The sequence below is a fragment of the Nocardia sp. NPDC003693 genome (assembly GCF_053981095.1).
On the sequence record NZ_JBSFNO010000009.1, the window covers coordinates 72,715 to 92,774 of the forward strand.

At 70.6% G+C, this 20,060-nt stretch carries 18 protein-coding genes; 5 read left to right on the forward strand and 13 right to left on the reverse strand.

Annotated features, from left to right (window positions below):
- Positions 1 to 155 precede the first annotated feature (155 nt).
- Positions 156 to 1,424: a uroporphyrinogen-III C-methyltransferase gene (cobA, locus tag ACWDOP_RS12980; RefSeq protein ID WP_456345213.1), complete on the reverse strand. Its 1,269-nt coding sequence runs from the start codon at positions 1,422 to 1,424 to the stop codon at positions 156 to 158.
- Positions 1,425 to 1,570: 146 nt separating this feature from the next.
- Here cobA and ACWDOP_RS12985 point away from each other — a divergent pair, with 146 nt between their 5' ends.
- Positions 1,571 to 2,566 (forward strand): poly(ethylene terephthalate) hydrolase family protein, encoded by a 996-nt coding sequence (locus ACWDOP_RS12985; RefSeq protein ID WP_456345214.1) that lies wholly within the window; start codon positions 1,571 to 1,573, stop codon positions 2,564 to 2,566.
- Positions 2,567 to 2,576: 10 nt separating this feature from the next.
- Here the strand turns inward: ACWDOP_RS12985 and ACWDOP_RS12990 are convergent, their stop codons facing one another.
- Positions 2,577 to 3,938 (reverse strand): DoxX family protein, encoded by a 1,362-nt coding sequence (locus tag ACWDOP_RS12990; protein WP_456345215.1) that lies wholly within the window; start codon positions 3,936 to 3,938, stop codon positions 2,577 to 2,579.
- Positions 3,939 to 4,258: 320 nt separating this feature from the next.
- On the opposite strand from ACWDOP_RS12990, the gene ACWDOP_RS12995 reads away from it, so the two are divergent.
- Positions 4,259 to 5,395: a phosphotransferase family protein gene (locus ACWDOP_RS12995; RefSeq protein WP_454203920.1), complete on the forward strand. Its 1,137-nt coding sequence runs from the start codon at positions 4,259 to 4,261 to the stop codon at positions 5,393 to 5,395.
- 14 nt (positions 5,396 to 5,409) lie between these two features.
- Complete coding sequence (locus ACWDOP_RS13000; protein WP_454204152.1) at positions 5,410 to 6,510, forward strand: hypothetical protein; 1,101 nt, start codon at positions 5,410 to 5,412, stop codon at positions 6,508 to 6,510.
- 107 nt (positions 6,511 to 6,617) lie between these two features.
- On the opposite strand, the gene ACWDOP_RS13005 is transcribed toward ACWDOP_RS13000, so the two are convergent.
- From ACWDOP_RS13005 to mqo, 8 genes are all read right to left on the reverse strand, one after another.
- Positions 6,618 to 6,971 carry a VOC family protein gene (locus ACWDOP_RS13005; protein ID WP_456345216.1) on the reverse strand — a complete coding sequence of 118 codons (354 nt, stop codon included), beginning with the start codon at positions 6,969 to 6,971 and terminating at the stop codon, positions 6,618 to 6,620.
- Between the two features lie 79 nt (positions 6,972 to 7,050).
- Positions 7,051 to 7,539: a cobalamin biosynthesis protein gene (locus ACWDOP_RS13010; protein WP_456345217.1), complete on the reverse strand. Its 489-nt coding sequence runs from the start codon at positions 7,537 to 7,539 to the stop codon at positions 7,051 to 7,053.
- On the reverse strand, positions 7,526 to 9,070 hold the full coding sequence (locus ACWDOP_RS13015) for a cobyrinate a,c-diamide synthase (protein ID WP_456345218.1): 1,545 nt from the start codon (positions 9,068 to 9,070) through the stop codon (positions 7,526 to 7,528). Before ACWDOP_RS13015 ends, ACWDOP_RS13010 begins: the two co-directional genes overlap by 14 nt.
- Complete coding sequence (cobO, locus tag ACWDOP_RS13020) at positions 9,067 to 9,687, reverse strand: cob(I)yrinic acid a,c-diamide adenosyltransferase (RefSeq protein WP_456345219.1); 621 nt, start codon at positions 9,685 to 9,687, stop codon at positions 9,067 to 9,069. Before cobO ends, ACWDOP_RS13015 begins: the two co-directional genes overlap by 4 nt.
- An 81-nt stretch (positions 9,688 to 9,768) precedes the next feature.
- Positions 9,769 to 9,939: a hypothetical protein gene (locus ACWDOP_RS13025; RefSeq protein ID WP_456345220.1), complete on the reverse strand. Its 171-nt coding sequence runs from the start codon at positions 9,937 to 9,939 to the stop codon at positions 9,769 to 9,771.
- 55 nt (positions 9,940 to 9,994) lie between these two features.
- The gene (locus ACWDOP_RS13030) at positions 9,995 to 12,103 is read right to left on the reverse strand and encodes a magnesium chelatase subunit D family protein (RefSeq protein ID WP_456345221.1); all 2,109 of its coding nucleotides are present in this window, start codon (positions 12,101 to 12,103) and stop codon (positions 9,995 to 9,997) included.
- 140 nt (positions 12,104 to 12,243) lie between these two features.
- Positions 12,244 to 12,693 (reverse strand): GNAT family N-acetyltransferase, encoded by a 450-nt coding sequence (locus tag ACWDOP_RS13035; protein ID WP_454208277.1) that lies wholly within the window; start codon positions 12,691 to 12,693, stop codon positions 12,244 to 12,246.
- Between the two features lie 18 nt (positions 12,694 to 12,711).
- Positions 12,712 to 14,235, reverse strand: a complete 1,524-nt coding sequence (gene mqo / locus ACWDOP_RS13040; RefSeq protein ID WP_454208278.1) for a malate dehydrogenase (quinone) — start codon at positions 14,233 to 14,235, stop codon at positions 12,712 to 12,714.
- A 279-nt stretch (positions 14,236 to 14,514) separates the two neighbouring features.
- Between mqo and ACWDOP_RS13045 the strand changes: the two genes are divergently transcribed.
- The gene (locus ACWDOP_RS13045) at positions 14,515 to 15,453 is read left to right on the forward strand and encodes an alpha/beta hydrolase (RefSeq protein WP_454208279.1); all 939 of its coding nucleotides are present in this window, start codon (positions 14,515 to 14,517) and stop codon (positions 15,451 to 15,453) included.
- Here ACWDOP_RS13045 and ACWDOP_RS13050 read toward each other — a convergent pair.
- The 3 genes from ACWDOP_RS13050 to map all read right to left on the reverse strand — a co-directional run bounded on the left by ACWDOP_RS13050 (position 15,433) and on the right by map (position 18,887).
- The gene (locus ACWDOP_RS13050) at positions 15,433 to 15,996 is read right to left on the reverse strand and encodes an alpha/beta fold hydrolase (RefSeq protein ID WP_454208280.1); all 564 of its coding nucleotides are present in this window, start codon (positions 15,994 to 15,996) and stop codon (positions 15,433 to 15,435) included. The two genes, ACWDOP_RS13045 and ACWDOP_RS13050, sit on opposite strands and share 21 nt — an antisense overlap.
- 79 nt (positions 15,997 to 16,075) lie before the next feature.
- Positions 16,076 to 17,869, reverse strand: coding sequence for a cobyric acid synthase (locus ACWDOP_RS13055; protein ID WP_456345222.1), 1,794 nt, complete (start codon positions 17,867 to 17,869; stop codon positions 16,076 to 16,078).
- Between the two features lie 154 nt (positions 17,870 to 18,023).
- Positions 18,024 to 18,887 (reverse strand): type I methionyl aminopeptidase, encoded by an 864-nt coding sequence (gene map, locus ACWDOP_RS13060; protein WP_454208282.1) that lies wholly within the window; start codon positions 18,885 to 18,887, stop codon positions 18,024 to 18,026.
- A gap of 123 nt (positions 18,888 to 19,010) precedes the next feature.
- Here map and ACWDOP_RS13065 point away from each other — a divergent pair, with 123 nt between their 5' ends.
- Entirely contained in the window at positions 19,011 to 20,024 is a 1,014-nt protein-coding gene (locus tag ACWDOP_RS13065; RefSeq protein ID WP_456345296.1) for an LLM class flavin-dependent oxidoreductase, read from the forward strand.
- Positions 20,025 to 20,060: the final 36 nt, after the last annotated feature.

Here is a 20,060-nt window from a genome sequence, read left to right on the forward strand (position 1 = left end):
TGGATGGCCTGCCGCGAACCGGATCGAACTTCTTCCACAATGGGCGATGACGGTGACGAAACAGCCCGTCGCCGTACCGGATCGCCAGGTCAGAGCAGGGTCTCGAACTCGCGATAGGCACGATAGTTCCGGAAATGGCGGGAGTATGCGGCCGCTCAGACCGTGCCGGTCTCCGTGTCCGGCGCGCCCGCGGTGAAACCGGCGGTCGGCCCGATGACGATGATCGCCGGCGGGCGAATCGCCTCGGCGCGCACGGTGTCCGCGGCCGTGGCCAGGTCGGCGCGCACGATGCGCTGGGTGCGCAGGCTGCCCTCCTGGATGATGGTGACCGGGGTGTCGCCCGCGCGCCCGCCGGCGAGCAGGGCGGCGGCGAACTGCTCGATCCGCTCGACCGCCATGAGCAGCACGATGGTGCCGCGCAACCGGGCCAGGGCGGGCCAATCCACCAGCGAGTCCGGGTGATCCGGGGCGACATGCCCGCTGACCACGACGAACTCGTGGGTGACGCCGCGATGGGTGACCGGGATACCGGCCAGCGCCGGCACCGAGATCGCGCTGGTGACGCCCGGGACGACGGTCACCGGGACACCGGCCTCGACGCAGGCCTCGAGTTCCTCGTAGCCGCGGCCGAAGACGTACGGGTCGCCGCCCTTGAGCCGGACCACGAACTTGCCGGCCTTGGCGCCTTCGATGAGCGCGGCGTTGATGGCCTCCTGCGCCATGGCGCGGCCGTACGGGATCTTGGCCGCGTCCACGACCTCGACGTCGGGGCCGAGTTCGGCGAGCAGCTCGGGCGGGGCGAGCCGGTCGGCGACAACGAGATTGGCGTGCGCGAGCAGGCGGCGGCCGCGCACGGTGATCAGATCCGGATCGCCGGGGCCGCCGCCGATGAGGGCGACGCCGGGTGCGACGGGCTCCGAATCATCGCTCACCACACCGGATTGCAGCGCTTCGAGCAGCGCGTTGCGGATCGCGGCCGAGCGGCGGTGCTGCCCGCCCGCGAGCACGCCCAGGCTCATGCCGTCGTAGCGCGCGGTGGCGGGGGTGACGGCGGTGCCGAGCCGGGCGGTGTCCGCGCGCACGCAGAACACGCGGCGGCTGGTGGCCTCGGCGACCACGGCCGCGTTGGTCTCGGGCTCATCGGTGCAGGCCATGACGTACCAGGCGCCGTCGAGATCGCCGTCGGCGTAGTCGCGCAGTTCCAGGGTGATCTGCTCGGAGGTCGCCATGCCCTCCACGGCCGGGGTGGCCTCGCGGGCGATCACGTGCACCTGCGCGCCGGAGGCGATGAGCAGGCCGAGACGGCGCTGGGCGACGGTGCCGCCACCGACGACTACGACGCGCCGACCGTTCAGATCGAGCCCGACCAGGTAGTTCGGGTCACCTACGGGCTGGTCCTGCGATGCGGCTGACGTGTTCGGCACAAGGATTGAGCCTACGGCGTGTATTCGCGAAGGTAACAATCGCCTCGCGGCTGTCGCGCCGGGTTCGCCCGAAAGGTCCGTGGCACGGACGCTGGTCCCGGCCACCTGCGCGGGATCGCCCGGGCACGTTCCTATGCTGTGCCGCTATGACACTCGCCAGCGCAGCGCACGCGATGCTCGTTCCCGCACTACGGATTTGCGCGGTGCTGACCGTCCTACTCCTGCCCGCGACGAGTTCGGCGATAGGCACCGCCGACGCCCCGGCGGCCGCCACCGTGGAGGCCGGGTACGCCGAGCGCGGGCCGTGGGCGGTGACCGCCGTACCCGGCTTCGGCTGCTGCGACTCCAGCGGCGCGTCCTACGACCTGTGGCGGCCCGCCGACCTGGGCGCCGGCGGCGTCCGGCACCCGATCGTCACCTGGGGCAACGGCACGAACGCCACGCCCGATCAGTACGCCCACCTGCTCGAGCACCTGGCGTCGTGGGGTTTCGTGGTCGTCGCCGCGCGCAATCAGCAGACCGGCTCGGGCAAGGACATCGCGGGCGCGGTGGAGTACCTGCTGCGCCAGGCCGAGGATCCGGCGAGCCCGCTGTACGGCAGAGTCGATCCGGACGCGGTCGGGGCCGTCGGCCATTCCCAGGGCGCGACCGGAGTGCTCAACGCGATGGCGCTGTCCGGCGGCAGAATCAAGACGGCGGTTCCACTGGAGCTGCCGATTCAACTCTGGTGTTCGACCGGCTCGTGGTGCCCGGACATCGCCGGCTCCGGGCACGGGTCGATCTTCCTGGTGAACGGATCGGCGGACGGGGTGATCTCCCCGTCCCGGCAGCTGCTGCCGCCGCAGGTCATCGGCCTGCAATCGATCCAGGCGTACTACGAGGCGATTCCGGCGAGCGTGCCCAAGGTCTGGGGCACGCTCGCCGAGGTGAATCACAATGACGTGCAGGGCAAGCCGCAGTGCTCGCGGACCATTCCGCTGTGCGCGCTGGGCGTGCACGGCTACCTCGGCTATCCGACCGCGTGGCTCGCGGCCAGACTGCTGGGCGACACCGCCGCCCAGCGGGCCTTCGTTTCCGGGAGCGGAGAGTTCTTCACACGGAATCCGAACTGGTCCAACCAGATCGGCAACATCACCGACTGAGGTCGGGTCGTCAGTTGGCGGGGAAGTCCTGCACGAGGTGAATACCCTTGTCCCGCAGCGGGAATCGATCGGGATCCAGGAGCGTCAGCGTCATCGTCACCGGACTGCCGGACAATTCACCGGCGAGCACGAGCCGGTCCGGCGCGGGACGCTCGACGGTGAACTCCCCCAGGGGTTTCGGGGTCGCGGCCGGATCGGCCGCGGCCTCGGGATCGGTCAGGGTGAGCCGGCGGGCCTCGGGATCGAGGTCGACGGCGACCATCGCCAGCGTGTCGTCCATCCGCTGATAGTGGGCGAACGGCACCTCCTCCAGAATCAGTCGCCGCCAGCGGGTTTCGTCGGTGAGCAGCGGCGGCACCGGCTGCCCGTCCCGGGTGAACTCGGTGACGTCCCAGATTCCGGCGAGCGGGGAACGCTCACGCCCCCCGCCCCATTCGTGCCAGCCGTCCCACTGCGCGAGCGAGTTCCCCGCCAGGAACCACACCGCCAGCACCAGCTGGGCCACCACCACGGCCCGCGTCGCGCGCGGCCCGCGCACCACCGGCGGGGTCCGAGCCGGGCCCGCGGCCCGCCCGGTCAGCAGCAGCGTCAGGCGCCGGGCCTCGGGCGCCAGCAGCACCAGGCACAGCAGCAGCAGGTGGAACGACAGCAGCTTGACGGGCACGTCGTAGGTCATGTTCAGCACCCACACCTGCGCCATGCTCACCAGGCTCAGCAGCACCCCGGCCAGCGCGGTGCGCGGTATCAGCAGCAGGACGCCACCGAGCACCTCGGCCACGCCGAGCAGGATTTCGTACACCGGCGAGGCGCCCACCTGCGTCCACAGCAGCGACATGTGCGAGAGCTCGCCCAGCGGGGTGACCAGCGCGGACAACGCCGGCTCCGGCATCTGGGTCGGGATCATCTTGGCGAAGCCGTACAGCAGCATCTGCCCGGCCAGGAACACGCGCACGGCGAGCAGGAACCAGCCGGCCAGCCGGCGATAGTCGGTGCGCCGGCGATCCAGCAGCGTCCACACCAGCGTGGCGAGCACCGCCAGCAGCAACAGGCCGAACACCAGAACCCACAGGTAGGTCTGATCACCGCTGCCCGAGCCGGTGTTCAGGCTCGCCTCCACGCCGAAGACCGTGCGGCCCAGCCACTCCACGACCGGACTCGGTAGCTGCGCGAACGAGAGCACGGCGTCGTCGGGCAGCCAGCGCGCCAGCGGGCCGGTGAAGGCGAACAGTAGCTGCGGATAGCCGAGGCAGAACAGCGTCACGTAGGCGAAAACGAAGCGGAATCCGATCCTGGCCAACGGATTCCAAGCCCGCGCCGATTCCACCGGCGCGGGGCCGAGATCGGTCTCGGGGTCGATCGTGCTGGTACTCATCCGGTCCTCCCGCTCGGAACTGCTCGTTCCGACGATAGGAATCACCGCGGCCGGACACCTCCGGGATGACCCTGAGCAATCCCCGGTTCCCGGCGTCGCTCCGGTACCCCCGGGGGCGTACGTGCCCGCACTACCGGCGCCCCCGGGACCGAATCGAGCACCATCCCATTCACCGGTACTTACCATGCGAATCCCTGTCCCAACAGACTGGAACACGTTACATTTTCTTGGCACCGTGTTATCCGGATCACACCGGTCCTGCCCGACCTCTGTGCGCCGCATCGACACGCCCGCTTCAGCGCGCCAGGAGGAAACCGAACATGTCGGCCGACGACCCGAATCAGAGATGGGAACTCACCGTCTCCGATCGCGACAACGACGAACTCGCGAATCAACTGGCGCAGTGGCTCGCCACCAAGGTCGACGCCGACGAAGCGCCGCGCGTCACCTCGCTCACCAAACCGCAGGCGGGCGGCATGTCCAGCACCACCCTGCTGTTCGACGCCGAATGGACCGTGGCCGGACAGCCCGAGGGCGGCTCGTTCGTGGCCCGGCTCGCACCGGAGGAGAGCTCGTTCCCGGTCTTCGAGAAGTACGACCTGGAAACCCAGTACGCCATCATGGCCGGGGTCGCCGCGGCCACCGACGCGCCGCTGCCGCCGCTGTGCTGGCTCGAGACCGATCCCGCGGTGCTGGGGTCCACCTTCTTCGTCATGCGACGGGTGAACGGGCGGGTGTGCGAGGACAATCCGCCGTACGTGTTCTTCGGCTGGGTCTTCGACGCCACGCCCGAGCAGCGGTTCGAGATCACCCGCAAGACCGTCGAGGTCATCGCCACGGTGCACGGCATCGACCGGCCCGAAGAGCGTTTCCCCATGCTCGACGGCGAGGGCTCGGCGCTGCGCAGGCACTTCGACGCCCAGAAGCGCTGGTACGACTGGGCGCTGGCGAACGACGGCTACCGCATCCCGCTGCTCGAGCGCACCTTCGAGTGGCTCGAACAGAACTGGCCGCAGGATTCCGGGCCCGACGTGCTCACCTGGGGTGACGCGCGACCCGGCAACATCATGTTCGCCGAGGACGAGGGCGCGGACACCGTGGCCGTGCTCGACTGGGAGATGGCCGCCATCGGCCCGCGCGAACTGGATGTGGCCTGGCCCATCCTGATTCACCGTTTCTTCCAGGACATCGCCACCAGGTTCGACCAGCCCGGGCTGCCGGACTTCCTGCGCCGCAGCGACATCGAGAAGCTGTACGAGGAGGCCACCGGGCACGCCGTGCGCGACCTGGACTGGTACCTCATGTACGCGGCACTGCGCCACGGCATCGTCATGGGCCGCATCAAGCGGCGCATGATCCATTTCGGCGAGGACACCGACACCGCCGATCGCGACGACTACGTCATGCACCGTCCGCTGCTCGAGGCCCTCCTCGACGGCACCTACGCCTGGGATTGAGAGATATGCGACCCATGATCGGCCCGCTGGACGAATACCCCATCCACCAGACGCCACAGCCGATGGCGCGGGTATCGAGCAGCGACAAGAACTTCTACGACCGCAGCTACTACAACGCCATCGACACCACCGGCGACCTCATGCTCATCACCGGGTTCGGCGTGTACCCGAACCTGGGGGTCAAGGACGCGTTCGCCACCGTGCGGCGCGGGAACACCCAGCACACGGTGCGCTTCTCCGACGCGCTGGACCAGCGCGGGCTGGACCTGGCCGTGGGCGGCTACCGCATCGAGGTCCTCGAACCCCTGCACAAGCTGCGGGTCGTGGCCGAGCACGAGGACCTGTCCTTCGACATGACCTGGGAGGGTTCGCATCCGGTCGTGCAGGAGGAAGCGCACACCATCATCACCGGCATGAACAAGGCGATGATCGACGCGCAGCGCTTCGCGCAGGTCGGAACCTGGTCCGGCACACTGCACGTGGACGGCACCGATTTCACCGTCGATCCCGGCGCCTGGGTCGGCACCCGCGACCGCTCCTGGGGCATCCGGCCGGTCGGCGACGCCGATCCGGCGGGGCGCGTGGCGTCCGAGCCGTCCGAGGGCTTCTGGTGGCTGTACGTGCCGCTGCGCTTCGACGACTACTCGATCATCGTGATCGTGCAGGAGGAGCCCAACGGCTTCCGCACGCTCAACGACGCGACGCGTATCTGGCACGACGGCCGCATCGAGCAGTTGGGCTGGCCCCGAGTGCATCTGACGTACAGGTCCGGCACCCGGATCCCGACCGCCCTGCGCCTGGAACTCACCACCCCGGACGGCAAGCCGCTCGAGGTGGAGGTCGAGGCGGGCACCCACATCGCGCTGCACGTGGGCTGCGGCTACGGCGGCGACCCGGACTGGGTGCACGGTCAGTGGAAGGGCCGCGGCTTCGCCGAGAGCCAGAGCTACGACCTGACCGACCCGGCGATTGCGGGCCGCGTGCCCTTCGGCGTGATCGACCACGTCGGCCGGGCCCGCTGCAACGGCGACCAGGGCTGGGGCCTGTTCGAGCACGGCTCCCTGGGCCGCCACGATCCCACCGGCTTCGCCGATTGGGGCTCGGTGGCCCCCTGATCCACCCCGACCGCGAATCGCTCTCCCACACAGGGTGATTCGCCCGGCCGCCGCACCCCCATACCCAACCTGCCGGGGTGCGGCGGCCGCTCCATGTCACCGGGTGGTCACCGGTATTCGACCAGACAGAACTCGTGTCCCTCCGGGTCGGCCATCACCACGACCACCCCGCCCGGATGCTCGTGCCGCTCCCCGGTCGAGCTGCCGCCCAGCGCGATCACCTGGGCCATCCCCGCGGCGATGTCGTCAACCGCGATGTCGAGGTGCAACCGCACCTTGCCCCGCGCGGGCTCGCCCACCGGCTGAAAGACCAACCGCGGCTGCGCGTCTCCCGCCTCCCCCAGGTAGACCCACCCCGCCTCCGAAGACCCCGGCGCCCGCTCGAGCAGCGCGCTCCAGAAGCCCGCCACGCGCCCGACGTCCACACAGTCGACCGTCACCCCAACCCACCGGTTCCCCATCGAGCCAGTATCGCGGCAACCCCGCGAGTCCGCTCGGGCCGCCGCGATATCGGGTTCGCAGGTGCGACGGGTGTTGTGGTCAGGGATGGTGCATGACCGCCGTGGCGGCGGTGACGCCGGCGACCTGGAGTTTGGGGACGTGGACCTGGGTGGCTCCGGAGGCCAGGAGGGCTGCGGCTTCGCAGACGCTGGGGCTGCCCAGAGCATGGGCGGTGCGGGGAGAGGGGGTGGGTACCTCGACCTCGGCCAATTGGGTTGGGGTGTAGGCGACTACGGGAACACCCAGGTGTGCCGCCGCTTCTTCGAGGCCGGGGTCGGTGGCGCGGCGATCGACGGTCGCGAGGCAGGCTATCGGTGCGCCGGCGGCGGCTGCGTGGACCGCCGCCAGGATCGAGTCGGCCGTCGCGCCGGGGCGCATGCCCACGCCCACTGCGAGCTCGGGGCCCGCGGCACGAGCCCGGTCGTGGGTCGTGGCAACGGCCGTCGGGACGGCGCGCCCGGTGGGAACCGGATCCGCCAGAGCCGGATCGGCCGGGGGCGGGGTGCCGTGTGCGTCAGGCGGGGGCATGGGATTGGGCGAAAGCCCTTGCCGCGGTGACGAAGCGGGCTATCGCGGCGGGGTTTCCGGCGGGGTGGGTGTGCAGGTAGGAGGCGTGGACGTTGGCCGGGGCCGAGCCCTCGCGGACCGTGTCGCCGGTGGGGGCGCGCCACGCCCAGGCGGCGGGGGACGTGGCGGGGGTGGTCAGGCGGGTGCGATGGAACTCGTGGCCGCGCACCCGATCACCTGCGGCGAACAGGACCGAATCGGTGAGGGCGACCGCGTCCCGGTAGCCGAGCGTCAGGCGGGGGCCGAACTCGGCGTCGGCGTCGATCACCCCGGCCATGCGGTGGCCGTCGAGGGAGCGGGCCAGGTAGAGCAGGCCCGCGCATTCGGCGTGGATCGGCAGGCCCGCGCGGGCCCGGTCGGCGATGGTGGTGAGCAGGGGAACATTGGCGGCCAGGGCGGCGGCGTGCTCCTCCGGGAAGCCGCCGGGAATCACCAGACCGGCGGTGCCGGTGGGCAGTTCGTCGAACGCGGGATCGAACACGACCACGCGGGTGCCCGCGGCCTCCAGCAGCTCGCGATGCTCGGCGTAGCCGAAGGTGAAGGCAGCACCACCCGCGACGGCGATCACCGGCCCCACCGCATCACCCGCGGCGCGATCGGCGTCCCACACCTGTCCGGCGGGAGCGGATTGCCCGTCGCGAGCACCGTAATACGGTGCGGCGGAGCCACCCTCGACAGCCGATGCACCGGATTCGAGCGGCGCGGACCCGGCGGCGGCCTCGGACCCGGGCGCGGCGGGCAGCGCCGCACGGAGTTCCGCGACCGGATCCCAGGCGTCCCCGGCCGCGTCGGAGGCGGCGAGCGAGACCACCGCGGCCAGATCCACGTGGGCCGCCACCAGATCGCTCATGGCGTCCACCGCCAGCTGGGCCGCCGAACCGTGTTCGGCGGCGGTGATCAGGCCCAGATGCCGTGCGGGCACGGCCAATTCGGCCAGGCGCGGCAGCGCGCCGAGCACCGGCAGACCGACCCGGTCGCAGGCGGCGCGCAGCACCTGCTCGTGGCGTTCGCTGCCCACCCGGTTGAGAATGACGCCGCCGAGCCGGATTCCGCTGTCGTAGGTGGCGAAGCCGTGCAGCAGCGCGGCCAGGCTCTGGCTGTGCCCGCGCGCGTCCACCACCAGGATCACCGGCGCGCCGAGCATCGCGGCGATCTGCGCGGTGGAGCCCTCGGCGACGGGTTCGGCGTTGTTCTCGTCGATGCGGCCGTCGAACAGGCCCATGACACCCTCGACCACGGCGATATCGGCGTCGCGGCTGCCGTGCCGGTACAGCGGGACCACCCGCTCGACCCCGCACAGCACCGGATCGAGATTGCGGCCCGGCCGCCCGGCGGCGAGGCCGTGATACCCCGGATCGATGTAGTCGGGCCCCACCTTGAACGGCGCGACCCGATGCCCGGCCCGCCGCAGCGCGCCGATCAATCCCGTAGCGACGGTGGTCTTTCCGCTCCCCGAGGCGGGGGCGGCGATCACCACGGCGGGCACACTCACCACTCGATGCCCCGCTGGCCCTTGCGGCCGGCATCCATGGGGTGCTTGACCTTGGTCATCTCGGTGACCAGGTCGGCGACCTCGAGCAGCGCGGGCGGCGCGTCCCGGCCGGTGATGACCACGTGCTGATTGCCGGGCCGGTCGCGCAGGGTCTTCACGACCTCGTCGACGTCGACCCAGCCCCACTTGAGCGGGTAGGTGAATTCGTCCAGGACGTAGAAGCGATGCTGTTCGGCCTCCAGCCGGCGCGCGATCTCCTGCCAGCCCGCGAGGGCGGCGGCCGCGTGATCCTCGTCCGAGCTTTGCTTGCGGGTCCAGGACCAGCCCTCGCCCATCTTGTGCCATTCCACGGCACCGCCCGCGCCGGTCTGCTCGTGCAGCGTGCCGAGGGTGCGGAAGGCCGCCTCCTCCCCCACCTTCCACTTGGCGCTCTTGACGAACTGGAAGACCGCCACGTCGAACCCCTGGTTCCAAGCCCGCAGGGCCATACCGAACGCCGCGGTCGACTTGCCCTTGCCCGGCCCCGTATGCACCGCGAGCACGGGCAGATTGCGCCGCTGCCGCGTCGTCAGACCGTCATCGGGAATGCTCTCCGGCAACGGAACACCCTGGGGCATGGATCCGGTCTCCTCTCGTGGCACGGTCGCGCGACCCTGTGCGCCCCCTCACCGTGCCATACCCGCCGGTCCCCGCCGCGCTCAGGTCAGCGCGTGCACGATCCCGGACACCACCCGGCCGATGGCCCGGCCCAGCACGGCGAGCAGACCCGGTGCCGCCTCGACCATCGCGGCGCCCGCCTCCCCCGCGAAGTCGGCACCGTCGGCCAGCCGCTTGTTCCGCTTGGACTTGTTACGACGAAAGATCCCCATACCCGGTACTACGCACGGAAACCCGCCCGAGTTCCCTCGATTCGCGAATCTTTTCTCAGGCCGCGCGCGACCCGGCGCGGACGATGCCCGCCACCGCCTCGCCGGTCAGCTCGCCGAGGGCGAGATAGCCCGCGCGGAGGTCGGCGGCGAGATCGCGGGCCAGGCCCAGGCGGATCATGCCGCGTTCGCAGTCCACCACCATGGCGGTGACCGCCCGGGCGGCCAGCAGGCGGGCGGCGGTGCGGGCGCGCGGGACCGGGTCCGTACCGCCGGTGGCGCGGCCGTCGGTGAGCAGCACCAGCATCGGGCGGCGGTGCGGGTCGCGGACCTGTTCGCGGGCGATCACCTCGCGGGCCTTCAGAAGTCCCTGCGCGAGTGGGGTTTTGCCGCCGGTGCGCATATCGGCCAGGCGGCGGACCGCGATGTCGACCGAGGAGGTGGGCGGGAGAACCAGTTCGGCGTCCGCGCCGCGCACGGTGATCACGGCGACCTTGTCGCGCCGCTGATAGGCGTCGCGCAGCAGGGCCACCACTGCGCCGGTGACCGCGGAGAGCCGGTCGCGGGCGGCCATGGAGCCGGAGGCGTCGACCACGAAGACCACCAGATTGCCTTCGCGCCCTTCGCGATACGCGCCGCGCAGATCGCCCGGCGCGAACTCGAGCGGGCCGGTCACCCGGCCGCGGGCGCGCTGGTGCGGCGCGGCGGCGAAGACGGTGCCGAGCAGGTGCAGACCGGTCCCGGTCTCGGGGGTGGCGCGCACGACGCGGCCCTGCCGGGTGCGGGCACGCGAGCGGCGGCCGGGCGCGCCCTCGCCGACGCCGGGCACCTCCCAGCGCGGCGGCTTGGCCGCGATGTGGCCGGGCAGGCCGGTGCGACCCTCGCGGGCGGGGGTTCCCGACGGATCGCTGCCCGACGGTTCGGTTCCGGATTCCGGTGCGCCGGAAGGGTTCCGCGGCGGCGCGGGCGGATCGGCCTCGTTCCGGTCGCCCGCGGCGTCGCGCTCGGGCCCGTCGGACTCGGGGGCCTCCTGCCCGCCGCCGGGCGAATCGGGTCCACCGTCCGGATCGTGGTCCGGGTCGAGCTCGGGGGAAGGATCCTGCGGTCCCGCGTCATCCCGCGGGACCGCTTCACCTTTTCCCAGGTCGCCCGCACCGCCGTCCTGGGCGCGCGCGGCTTCTTCGGCGGCCTGTTCCATGGCCTGATCGAGTTGGTCCTCGCTGATGCCCGGTTCGTCGAAGGGATCGCGCCGGCGCCGGTGCGGCAGCGCGAGTTCCGCGGCGACGCGCACATCGTCCTCGGTCACCGTGCGGCTGCCGCGCCAGGCGGCGTGCGCGGTCGCGGTGCGCGCGACCACCAGGTCCGCGCGCATGCCGTCGACGTCGAACGTGGCGCACAGCGCGGCGATCCGGCGCAGCTCCACGTTGTCGAGCTCGACCTCCCCGACCCGGTCCCGGGCGGTGAGGATGCGGTCCGCGACCTCGCGGTCCGCCGCGGCGTACAGGTCCGCGAACCCGGCGGGATCCGCCTCGAAGTCCAGGCGGCGGCGCACCACGGCCATCCGCACGTCCACGTCGCGGGAGGCCACGACGTCGACGGTGAGCCCGAACCGGTCGAGCAGCTGCGGGCGCAGCTCGCCCTCCTCCGGGTTCATGGTGCCCACGAGCACGAAACGCGCCGGGTGCGAATGGGATACGCCGTCGCGCTCGATGTGCACCCGCCCCATGGCGGCGGCGTCGAGGAGCACGTCCACCAGGTGGTCGTGCAGCAGGTTCACCTCGTCGACGTACAGCACGCCGTGATGGGCCGCGGCCAGCAGACCGGGTTTGAACGCCTGCTCGCCATCGCGCAGCACGCGTTCCAGATCGAGGGAGCCGACCACGCGGTCCTCGGTCGCGCCGACCGGCAACTCCACCAGCCGCGCCGGGCGCGCGCCACTCTCGTCGACCACGGGCGGCAGCAGCTGCGCCAGCGCGCGCACCACCGTGGACTTCGCCGTCCCCTTCTCCCCGCGGACCAGGACACCGCCGATGCCGGGATGCACCGCGCACAGAATCAGCGCCAGCTGCAACCGCTCCTGCCCGACGACAGCGGAGAACGGGAACCCGGCCTCCTCACCGGAGGCCGCGCGCTTGGATTCCGAATAAGCCACAGAGGAAACGGACACGCCCCAACTCTAGGCGCGCCGGTATCGCGCGCGACGCCGGGCTCCCCGGACGCACCCGCGTCCCCGGGCCGCGGCCTGCGAAAACACATGGCCCGCAACCGAAAACGGTTGCGGGCCACCCTCGTTCGATCCGGTTCGCATCAGCCCTTGCGCATGGGGATGTGCGGGATGCCGTCGTCGATGTACTCCTCGCCGTCACGCTTGAAACCGTGCTTGGTGTACATGTCGACCAGGTAGGTCTGGGCGTTGAGGCGCACGGTCGCCGAACCGGCCTCGGCCAGGGCGGCCTGCAGGACCCGGGTGGTGTAGCCGTGCCCGCGCGCGGACGGGGTGGTGCACAGTCGGCCGATACGGAAGGACTTCACGCCGTTGTCGTGCTCCTCCAGCAGGCGCACCGTGCAGATCACCTCGCCCTCGTCGTCGAGCCAGAAATGACGGGTCTCGGCACCCAGGTCGAGCCCGTCCAATTCCGGGTAGGCGCACTTCTGCTCGACGACGAAGACTTCTACGCGAAGTTTCAACAGCTTGTAGAGGGTCTCGGTGTCCAGGTCCTGGGCCCACGACCGTTTCAGCGTAACCGTTGACATCATCGAGTCTTGCTATCACACCTACGCGTGCGAGGGAACCCCCGCGTGCTTCGGCGTGTTGACCCCGTCCAGGCGCAGCGCCTTGTTGGACCAGTCCCAGACCTCGTTGAACAGGGCCTGGTTCTCCGAGAGCTTGAGCCCGAGCGAGGGCACCATTTCCTTGAGTTTCGGCTCCCAGGAAGCGAATTCGCCCGGGAAGCACTTGCGCATGACGTCGAGCATGGCGCTCACACAGGTCGAGGCGCCCGGCGAGGCGCCGAGCAGACCGGCGATGGTGCCGTCCTCGGCCGCGACGACCGCGGTGCCCAGTTCGAGCACGCCGCCGGCGCCCTTTCTGCGGATGACCTGCACGCGCTGACCGGCAATGATCAGCTCCCAGTCTCTGCCGTTGGCGCGCGGGATGAACTCCTCCATCGCGCCCACGCGACCGGCCTGCGACTTGAGCAGCTCGCCGACCAGGTAGTTGACCAGGCCCATCTCGGTGACGCCGACGCCCAGCATGGAGAACAGGTTGTTGGGCTTGACCGACTTGATCAGGTCGGTGAGCTTGCCGTCCTTGAGGAACTTGGGCGTCCAGCCGGCGTACGGGCCGAAGAGCAGGCCGCGCTCACCGTTGATGACGCGAGTGTCCAAGTGCGGCACCGACATCGGCGGCGCGCCGACCGATGCCTGGCCGTACACCTTGGCCTCGTGCTGGGTGACCAGGTCCTTGTTGGTGGCGCGCAGGAACAGACCCGAGACCGGGAAGCCGCCGAACCCGGAGATCTCCTTGATGCCCGCCTTCTGCAGCAGCGGCAGCGCGCCGCCGCCCGCGCCGACGAAGACGAACTTCGCGTTGATGACGCGGGTCTTGCCGGTGCGCAGGTTGCGGACCTTCACGTACCAGGAGCCGTCGGACTGCTTGGACAGGTTGCGCACCTCGTGGCCGAAGGCGATGTTCGCGCCCGACGCGCCCAGGTAGGCGAGCAGCTCCTTGGTCAGCTCACCGAAGTCGATGTCGGTGCCGGAGTCGGTCCAGTTCAGCGCCACCGGGTCGGAGAAGTCACGGCCCTTGGACATCAGCGGTAGTCGCCGCTTGAACTCGTCGGCGTCGTCGATGAACTCCATGCCTTCGAACAGCGGATGCCGCGAGAGCGCCGCGTGGCGCTTGCGCAGGTATTCGACGCCGTCCGGGCCGTGGGTGAAGCTCACATGCGGAATGGGGTTGATGAAGTTCGACGGGTTGCCGAGCACACCGTTCTCGACCGAGTAGGACCAGAACTGGCGCGAGACCTGGAAGCGCTCGTTGATGTCGATGGCCTTGGCGATCTCCACCGTGCCGTCGGCGTTCTGCGGCGTGTAGTTCAGCTCGCACAGGGCCGAGTGGCCGGTGCCCGCGTTGTTCCAGGGGTCGCTGGACTCGCCCGCGGCGGAGTCCAGCCGCTCGAAGACGGAGATCGACCAGTTCGGCTGCACCTGGCGCAGCAGCGCACCGAGCGTGGCGCTCATGATGCCGGCGCCGATGAGGACTACATCGGTCTTTTCGATCTTCGCAGCGTTCGACACGGCTTTGTCGACTTCCTTGTCTGTTTAGGGCAATCCAGCGGCAGCTAGGTTACCCGTCGTTCACCTACGGCCAATTGTGCCCCTGGACACGCGCAAATCCCGCAACGAAAACCCCGAATGTGAGAGATACCTCCGGTTCTCACTCGCCGGTCGGGCGACTACCTTGGATATGTGACCTCTGATACGTCATCTGCAGCCGTCTCATCCGCGCCGTCTCCGGCCCCGGGTACCTGGCAACCCGATGTCCTCGGAGACGCCTACCAGCAATTGACGATACCCATGGGTGTCGATCCGGACGGTGAAGGCGAGGCGATCGCCACGCTGGTCCGGTACACCCCCGCCGACGCGCCCGTCGCGACGCAGGCGGTGCTGTTCGTGCACGGGTTCACCGACTACTTCTTCCAGGAGCATCTGGCCCAGCACATGGCCGCCCAGGGCTACGCGTTCTACGCGCTGGACCTGCGCAAATGCGGGCGCTCGCGGCGGCCGGGGCAGACGCCGCACTACGTCAGCGACCTGTCGCTGTACGACGTCGAGCTCGATCGCTCGCTGCGCATCATTCGCGAGCAGACCGGCCTGCCGGTGCTCATGATGGGTCATTCGACCGGCGGGCTCGTGCTCTCGCTGTGGATGCATCGCCTGCACGCGGCGGGCCGCACGCGCACCGAGGGCGTGACCGGGCTCGTGCTGAACAGCCCGTGGTTCGATCTGCAGGGCCCGTCCTACTACCGGTCGCTGGGCACGCCGCTGATCAATACGATCGGGCGGCTGAGCGGGCTGGCCAAACTGCCGCTGGGTTCGATCTCCACGTACGGAGAAAGCCTGCACCACACCAAGTCCGGTGAATGGGACTACAACCTGGACTGGAAGCCGCTTGCCGGTTTCCCGGTGCACGCCGGCTGGCTGCGGGCGGTGCGGCGCGGCCACGCGCGCCTGCACCAGGGGCTGGACATCGGCGTGCCCGCGCTGATCCTGCGCTCGAAGGTGACACGGTTCATGAGCAAGTACGGCCCGGCCGCCGACGTGGCGGACGTGGTGCTCGACGTGCGTCAGATCCAGCGCTGGTCGGGCTGCCTGGGCACGCGCACGAACATCGTGCCGATCGAGGGCGCGCGGCACGACGTGTTCCTGTCGTCCGAGCACCCGCGCACCCGGGCGTTCGCCGAACTGGATTCGTGGCTCAGGTGGTTGCCGACCTCACCAGAAGCTGGTGCGTAGCACGATCTCGGTGGCGAGTTCGTGGCCCGCTTCGGCGGCCACGTCCGCGACATCGACCGGTACGAGCCGGAATTCGCCGTAGACGTGCCTGCCCGAGCCCTCGGCCACGGGGGCCGGCAGGCGCTTGGTGGCCAGCAGCGTGGTGGGGATCTCCACCGGCGGGCAGGTCGCGTCGGCGATCTCGCCGTCGGCGCCGGGGGCGGCCGGGTGTCCGCTGCCCGCGGCGATGAGGCTCATGAAACGCCCGAAGCCGCGCGCGGCGAGCTGCCAGGCGAGGTCCGCGCCGGTGCCGCAGCCGACCAGGTTGGCCCACGGCACCTTCAGCTCGTCGAGCAGGGCGAAGACCGTCGCGGTGTCGAGCCCGGGGGCCGGTTCGATGACGATGGTGCGCAGGTCGGAGGTCTGCAGTCGATCGCAGACCCCGTCGTATACGTCGGCCGGATCGCCCACATCGGGTAGTAGTACGACGTGATGCCGGGAGTCGTTGCCTCCGACCCGTACGCCCCACTCGCGATCACCGACCGTGATCCGCCGAGATTCCATTTCGATGACGCTACACGGCGCGCGAAACTCCCGGACGTCTGTCGCGCGGATTGTCGTGATGGTCGTCACCGCCGCCGCGTCAGGGGCTCGCGCGCACCGTCAGCGTCGGCAGCCCGGCGGGCGCGCCCGCCCCGATGAGCCGTTCGAGCGCGTCCAGGTCGAGGTGCTTCTCCAGCAGGTCGGCGAGCAGGTCCAGCTGCGCCTCGCGCACCGCGGCCACCGAAACGTCCTCGGCGACAACGAAACCCCGCCGACCGGCGCGAGCAGCCACCTCCCGCAGCCAGGCCCGGCGGAAGTCGTCCGATTCCAGCGCGCCGTGCAGGTGCGTGCCCCAGATCGCCCCGCGCACACTGCCTTCGGGTTCCCCGTCGAGCACCAGCCACGGCGCATCACCGTTGGCACGGACCCGCCCGTGGTGAATCTCATAGCCCCGCACGGGGATTGCCTTTTCGACCGCTGCCGGTTCCGCGGGGCCGCCGGGAGCTGCCGATGCCGGAACGATCCCGCTCGCGCCCGTCGGGCCGCTCTCGGCGACGGGCGCGGGGCCGGACGCCGACGTGCCCGGGGCCACAGCCGCCGAGCCCCGCGCTGTGTCGGAGATCGCGGCCGCGACGGCTGTGTTCGATATCGCGTCCGGCGCAACGAAGCCCGGAATCGCGTCGTCGTCCGCCTCGGGCGAGTAGATCCGATCCGCGCCGCGCGCGAGATCGGGCCCGTCCGCGAGGTGGCCGGCGGCGCGGCGCAGCACCTTCGGGTCGGCGAACTCGATCTCGAGGTCGAGGAGGTTCAGGCCGGGGACCGCGCCCGCGCCGGACTCGACTGTGTCGGTGATGGCGCGGGCGAGCATCTGGTAGCCGCCGCAGACGCCGAGGATCGGGCCGCCCGCGGCGGCGCGGGCGGCCAGCGCGTCGGCTATTCCGGTGCGGCGCAGCCAGTCCAGGTCCGAGACCGTGGCCTTGCTGCCGGGCAGGATCACCAGGTCCGCCCCGGCCAGGCGGGAGGGGTCGGTGACCCAGCGCACCGCGACGCCCGGCTCGCACGCCAGGGCCTCGACGTCGGTGGAGTTGGAGATGCGGGGCAGGCGGACGGCGGCGACGGTGAGCCACTCCGTGCCGAGCGGGGGCAGCGAGCGGCCCACGGGGGCGTCGGCGACGGTGCCCAGGGAGTCCTCGGCGTCGATCCAGAGGTCCTCGGCGAAGGGGATGACGCCCAGGGTCGGACGGCCCGTCAGCGCGGTGAGCTGGTCGATGCCGGGGCGCAGCAGATCGACGTCGCCGCGGAACTTGTTGATGACGAAGCCCGAGATGAGTCGCTGGTCCTCGGGTTCGAGCACGGCGACGGTGCCGAACAGGTGCGCGAGGACGCCGCCGCGGTCGATGTCGCCGACGACCAGCACCGGCAGATCGGCCGCGCGAGCCAGGCCCATGTTCGCCAGATCCGTTGCCCGCAGGTTGATCTCGGCGGGCGACCCGGCGCCCTCGCAGATCACCACGTCGAATTCCGCACGCAGACCGGCCAATTCCTCCGCGACGATCGCCCGCAGTTCGGTGCGGTGCCGGAAGTAGTCCTTGGCCCCGACGGTGTCGATGGCCCGCCCGCGCACCACCAGCTGCGAGCGCCGGTCACTGCCCGGCTTGAGCAGGATGGGATTGAAGCGCACGCTCGGCTCCAACCCGGCGGCGCGCGCCTGCAGGGCCTGCGCGCGCCCGATCTCCCCGCCGTCCAGGGTGACGACGGAGTTGTTCGACATGTTCTGCGCCTTGAACGGCGCGACCCGCACGCCCCGGCGCGCGAGCAACCGGCAAAGCCCCGCCACCACAACGCTTTTGCCCGCGTCCGAGGTAGTGCCCGCGATGAGCAGAGCGCCCTTCACCGGTCGCGCTCCGCGCGCGCACCGCACATCGGCACCGAGCCACCGGCCCTCTCGACGAGTACCCGGGGAAGCGGTTCGCGTTCGAGCGACGACCGGGAGATATCGGCGCCACGCACCGGCCGGGGACCACCGGTGACTCGAAGGGAGGAACCGCTCACGGGAGGGTCAGAATCTCCGAGCCGCTGTCGGTGACGACCAGGGTGTGCTCGAACTGAGCGGTCCACTTGCGGTCCTTGGTGACCACGGTCCAGCCGTCGGGCCAGATCTCGTAGTCGATGCCGCCGAGGTTGATCATGGGCTCGATGGTGAAGGTCATGCCCGGCTCGATGACCGATTCCACGGCGGGCTGGTCGTAGTGCAGGATCACCAGGCCGCTGTGGAAGGTGGGCCCGACGCCGTGGCCGGTGAAATCGCGCACTACGCCGTAGTCGAAGCGGTTGGCGTACGCCTCGATGACGCGGCCGATGACATTGAGCGCGCGACCCGGCTTGACGGCCTTGATGGCGCGCGCGGTGGCCTCCTCGGTGCGCTCGACCAGCAGCCGCACCTCCTCGTCCACGTCACCGGCGAGGTAGGTCTTGTTGGTGTCGCCGTGCACGCCGCCGATGAACGCGGTGACATCGATGTTCACGATGTCGCCGTCCTCGATGACGGTGGAGTCCGGGATGCCGTGGCAGATGACCTCGTTCAGCGAGGTGCAGCAGGATTTGGGAAAGCCCTTGTAGCCCAGCGTCGACGGGTACGCGCCGTTGTCGATGAGGTACTCGTGCACGATGCGGTCGAGCTCGTCCGTGGTGACGCCGGGGGCGACGGCCTTGCCCGCCTCTTCGAGGGCCTGCGCGGCCAGCTTGCTCGCGACCCGCATGGCCTCGATCGTCTCGGGGGTCTGCACCCAGGGCTCGTTGCCCTCCTTGGCCGTCTTCTTCCAGACGTACTCGGGCCGCTCGATGGATTTCGGCACCTCGCGAATGGGCGATTGGGTGCCGGGAACGAGGGGTTTGCGGGTGCGCACTGACATGGGTTCCAGAGTATCCGGACCGCACGGGGGCTTCGCGCCGGAGGCCGACCGGGAACATTTCCGGACCGCAGTCCGTTTATGCTTTCGGTTGACTTGGAAACAATGATGGAAGGGCGGCTTGCCATGGAACTGGGTGTGACGACATTCGCCGAGACGCATCCCGTCGGCGGCGACGGGCCGGTGCCGACCGCCGGTGAGCGGCTGCGCCAGGTCGTCGACGAGGCCGTGGCCACCGAAGGGGCCGGGCTGGACGTCTACGGCGTGGGCGAGCACCACCGCGCGGACTTCGCGGCCTCCTCCCCCGCGATGGTGCTGGCCGCGATCGCGGCGCGCACCGAGCGGATACAGCTCACCAGCGCGGTCACGGTGCTGAGCTCCGACGATCCGGTCCGGGTGTACCAGGATTTCGCGACCCTCGACGGATTGTCCCGGGGCCGAGCCGAACTCATGGCCGGGCGCGGGTCCTTCACCGAGTCGTTCCCGCTCTTCGGCTACAACCTGGCCGACTACGACGAACTCTTCGAGGAGAAGCTGGCGCTGCTGCTGAAGATCCGCGAGGAGGGCCCGGTCACCTGGTCCGGAAAGTTCCGGGCGCCCCTGAACGACGCCATCGTCTACCCGCGCACCGAGGACCGGCCGCTGCCGGTGTGGATCGCGGTGGGCGGCAGCCCGGAGTCGGTGATCCGCGCGGGCCTGCTGGGCCTGCCGCTGGCCATCGCCATCATCGGCGGGCAGCCGGCGCGGTTCAAGCCGCTGGTCGAGCTGTATCACCGCGCCCTCGAGCAGGGCGGGCACGACCGGCAGCCGGTCGCGGTGCACGCGCACGGCTACCTCGCCGACACCGAGGAGCAGGCCGTCGCGGACTTCTACAAGCCGTACGCCCGGGCGATGAGCGGCATCGGACGTGAACGCGGCTGGGGCCCGATGACACCGCAGCAGTTCGAGGCCCTGCGCGCGCCCGGCGGCTCGCTGTTCGTCGGCACCCCGGACCAGGTCGCGGCCAAGATCGCTGATGTGCGCGACACCCTGGAACTGGACCGCTTCATGCTGCACGCCAGTGTGGGCACGCTGCCGCACGAGAAAGTGCTGCGCGCCATCGACCTGCTCGGCACGAAGGTGGCCCCGCAGGTGCGCTGAGCACGGCCGCGGCGGGGGCCGAACGGCCTTCCGGCG

What these genes read in the sequence shown, in the direction of transcription:
- ACWDOP_RS13050 (WP_454208280.1), bottom strand. Translation starts at nt 15,996, where the DNA reads ATGGAATCTCGGCGGATCACGGTCGGTGATCGCGAGTGGGGCGTACGG.
- ACWDOP_RS13045 (WP_454208279.1), top strand. Translation starts at nt 14,515, where the DNA reads ATGGGTGTCGATCCGGACGGTGAAGGCGAGGCGATCGCCACGCTGGTC.
- ACWDOP_RS13025 (WP_456345220.1), bottom strand. Translation starts at nt 9,939, where the DNA reads ATGGGGATCTTTCGTCGTAACAAGTCCAAGCGGAACAAGCGGCTGGCC.
- ACWDOP_RS13065 (WP_456345296.1), top strand. Translation starts at nt 19,011, where the DNA reads ATGGAACTGGGTGTGACGACATTCGCCGAGACGCATCCCGTCGGCGGC.
- cobO (WP_456345219.1), bottom strand. Translation starts at nt 9,687, where the DNA reads ATGCCCCAGGGTGTTCCGTTGCCGGAGAGCATTCCCGATGACGGTCTG.
- ACWDOP_RS13000 (WP_454204152.1), top strand. Translation starts at nt 5,410, where the DNA reads ATGATCGGCCCGCTGGACGAATACCCCATCCACCAGACGCCACAGCCG.
- map (WP_454208282.1), bottom strand. Translation starts at nt 18,887, where the DNA reads ATGTCAGTGCGCACCCGCAAACCCCTCGTTCCCGGCACCCAATCGCCC.
- ACWDOP_RS13035 (WP_454208277.1), bottom strand. Translation starts at nt 12,693, where the DNA reads ATGATGTCAACGGTTACGCTGAAACGGTCGTGGGCCCAGGACCTGGAC.
- ACWDOP_RS12990 (WP_456345215.1), bottom strand. Translation starts at nt 3,938, where the DNA reads ATGAGTACCAGCACGATCGACCCCGAGACCGATCTCGGCCCCGCGCCG.
- ACWDOP_RS13005 (WP_456345216.1), bottom strand. Translation starts at nt 6,971, where the DNA reads ATGGGGAACCGGTGGGTTGGGGTGACGGTCGACTGTGTGGACGTCGGG.
- ACWDOP_RS12985 (WP_456345214.1), top strand. Translation starts at nt 1,571, where the DNA reads ATGACACTCGCCAGCGCAGCGCACGCGATGCTCGTTCCCGCACTACGG.
- ACWDOP_RS12995 (WP_454203920.1), top strand. Translation starts at nt 4,259, where the DNA reads ATGTCGGCCGACGACCCGAATCAGAGATGGGAACTCACCGTCTCCGAT.
- ACWDOP_RS13010 (WP_456345217.1), bottom strand. Translation starts at nt 7,539, where the DNA reads ATGCCCCCGCCTGACGCACACGGCACCCCGCCCCCGGCCGATCCGGCT.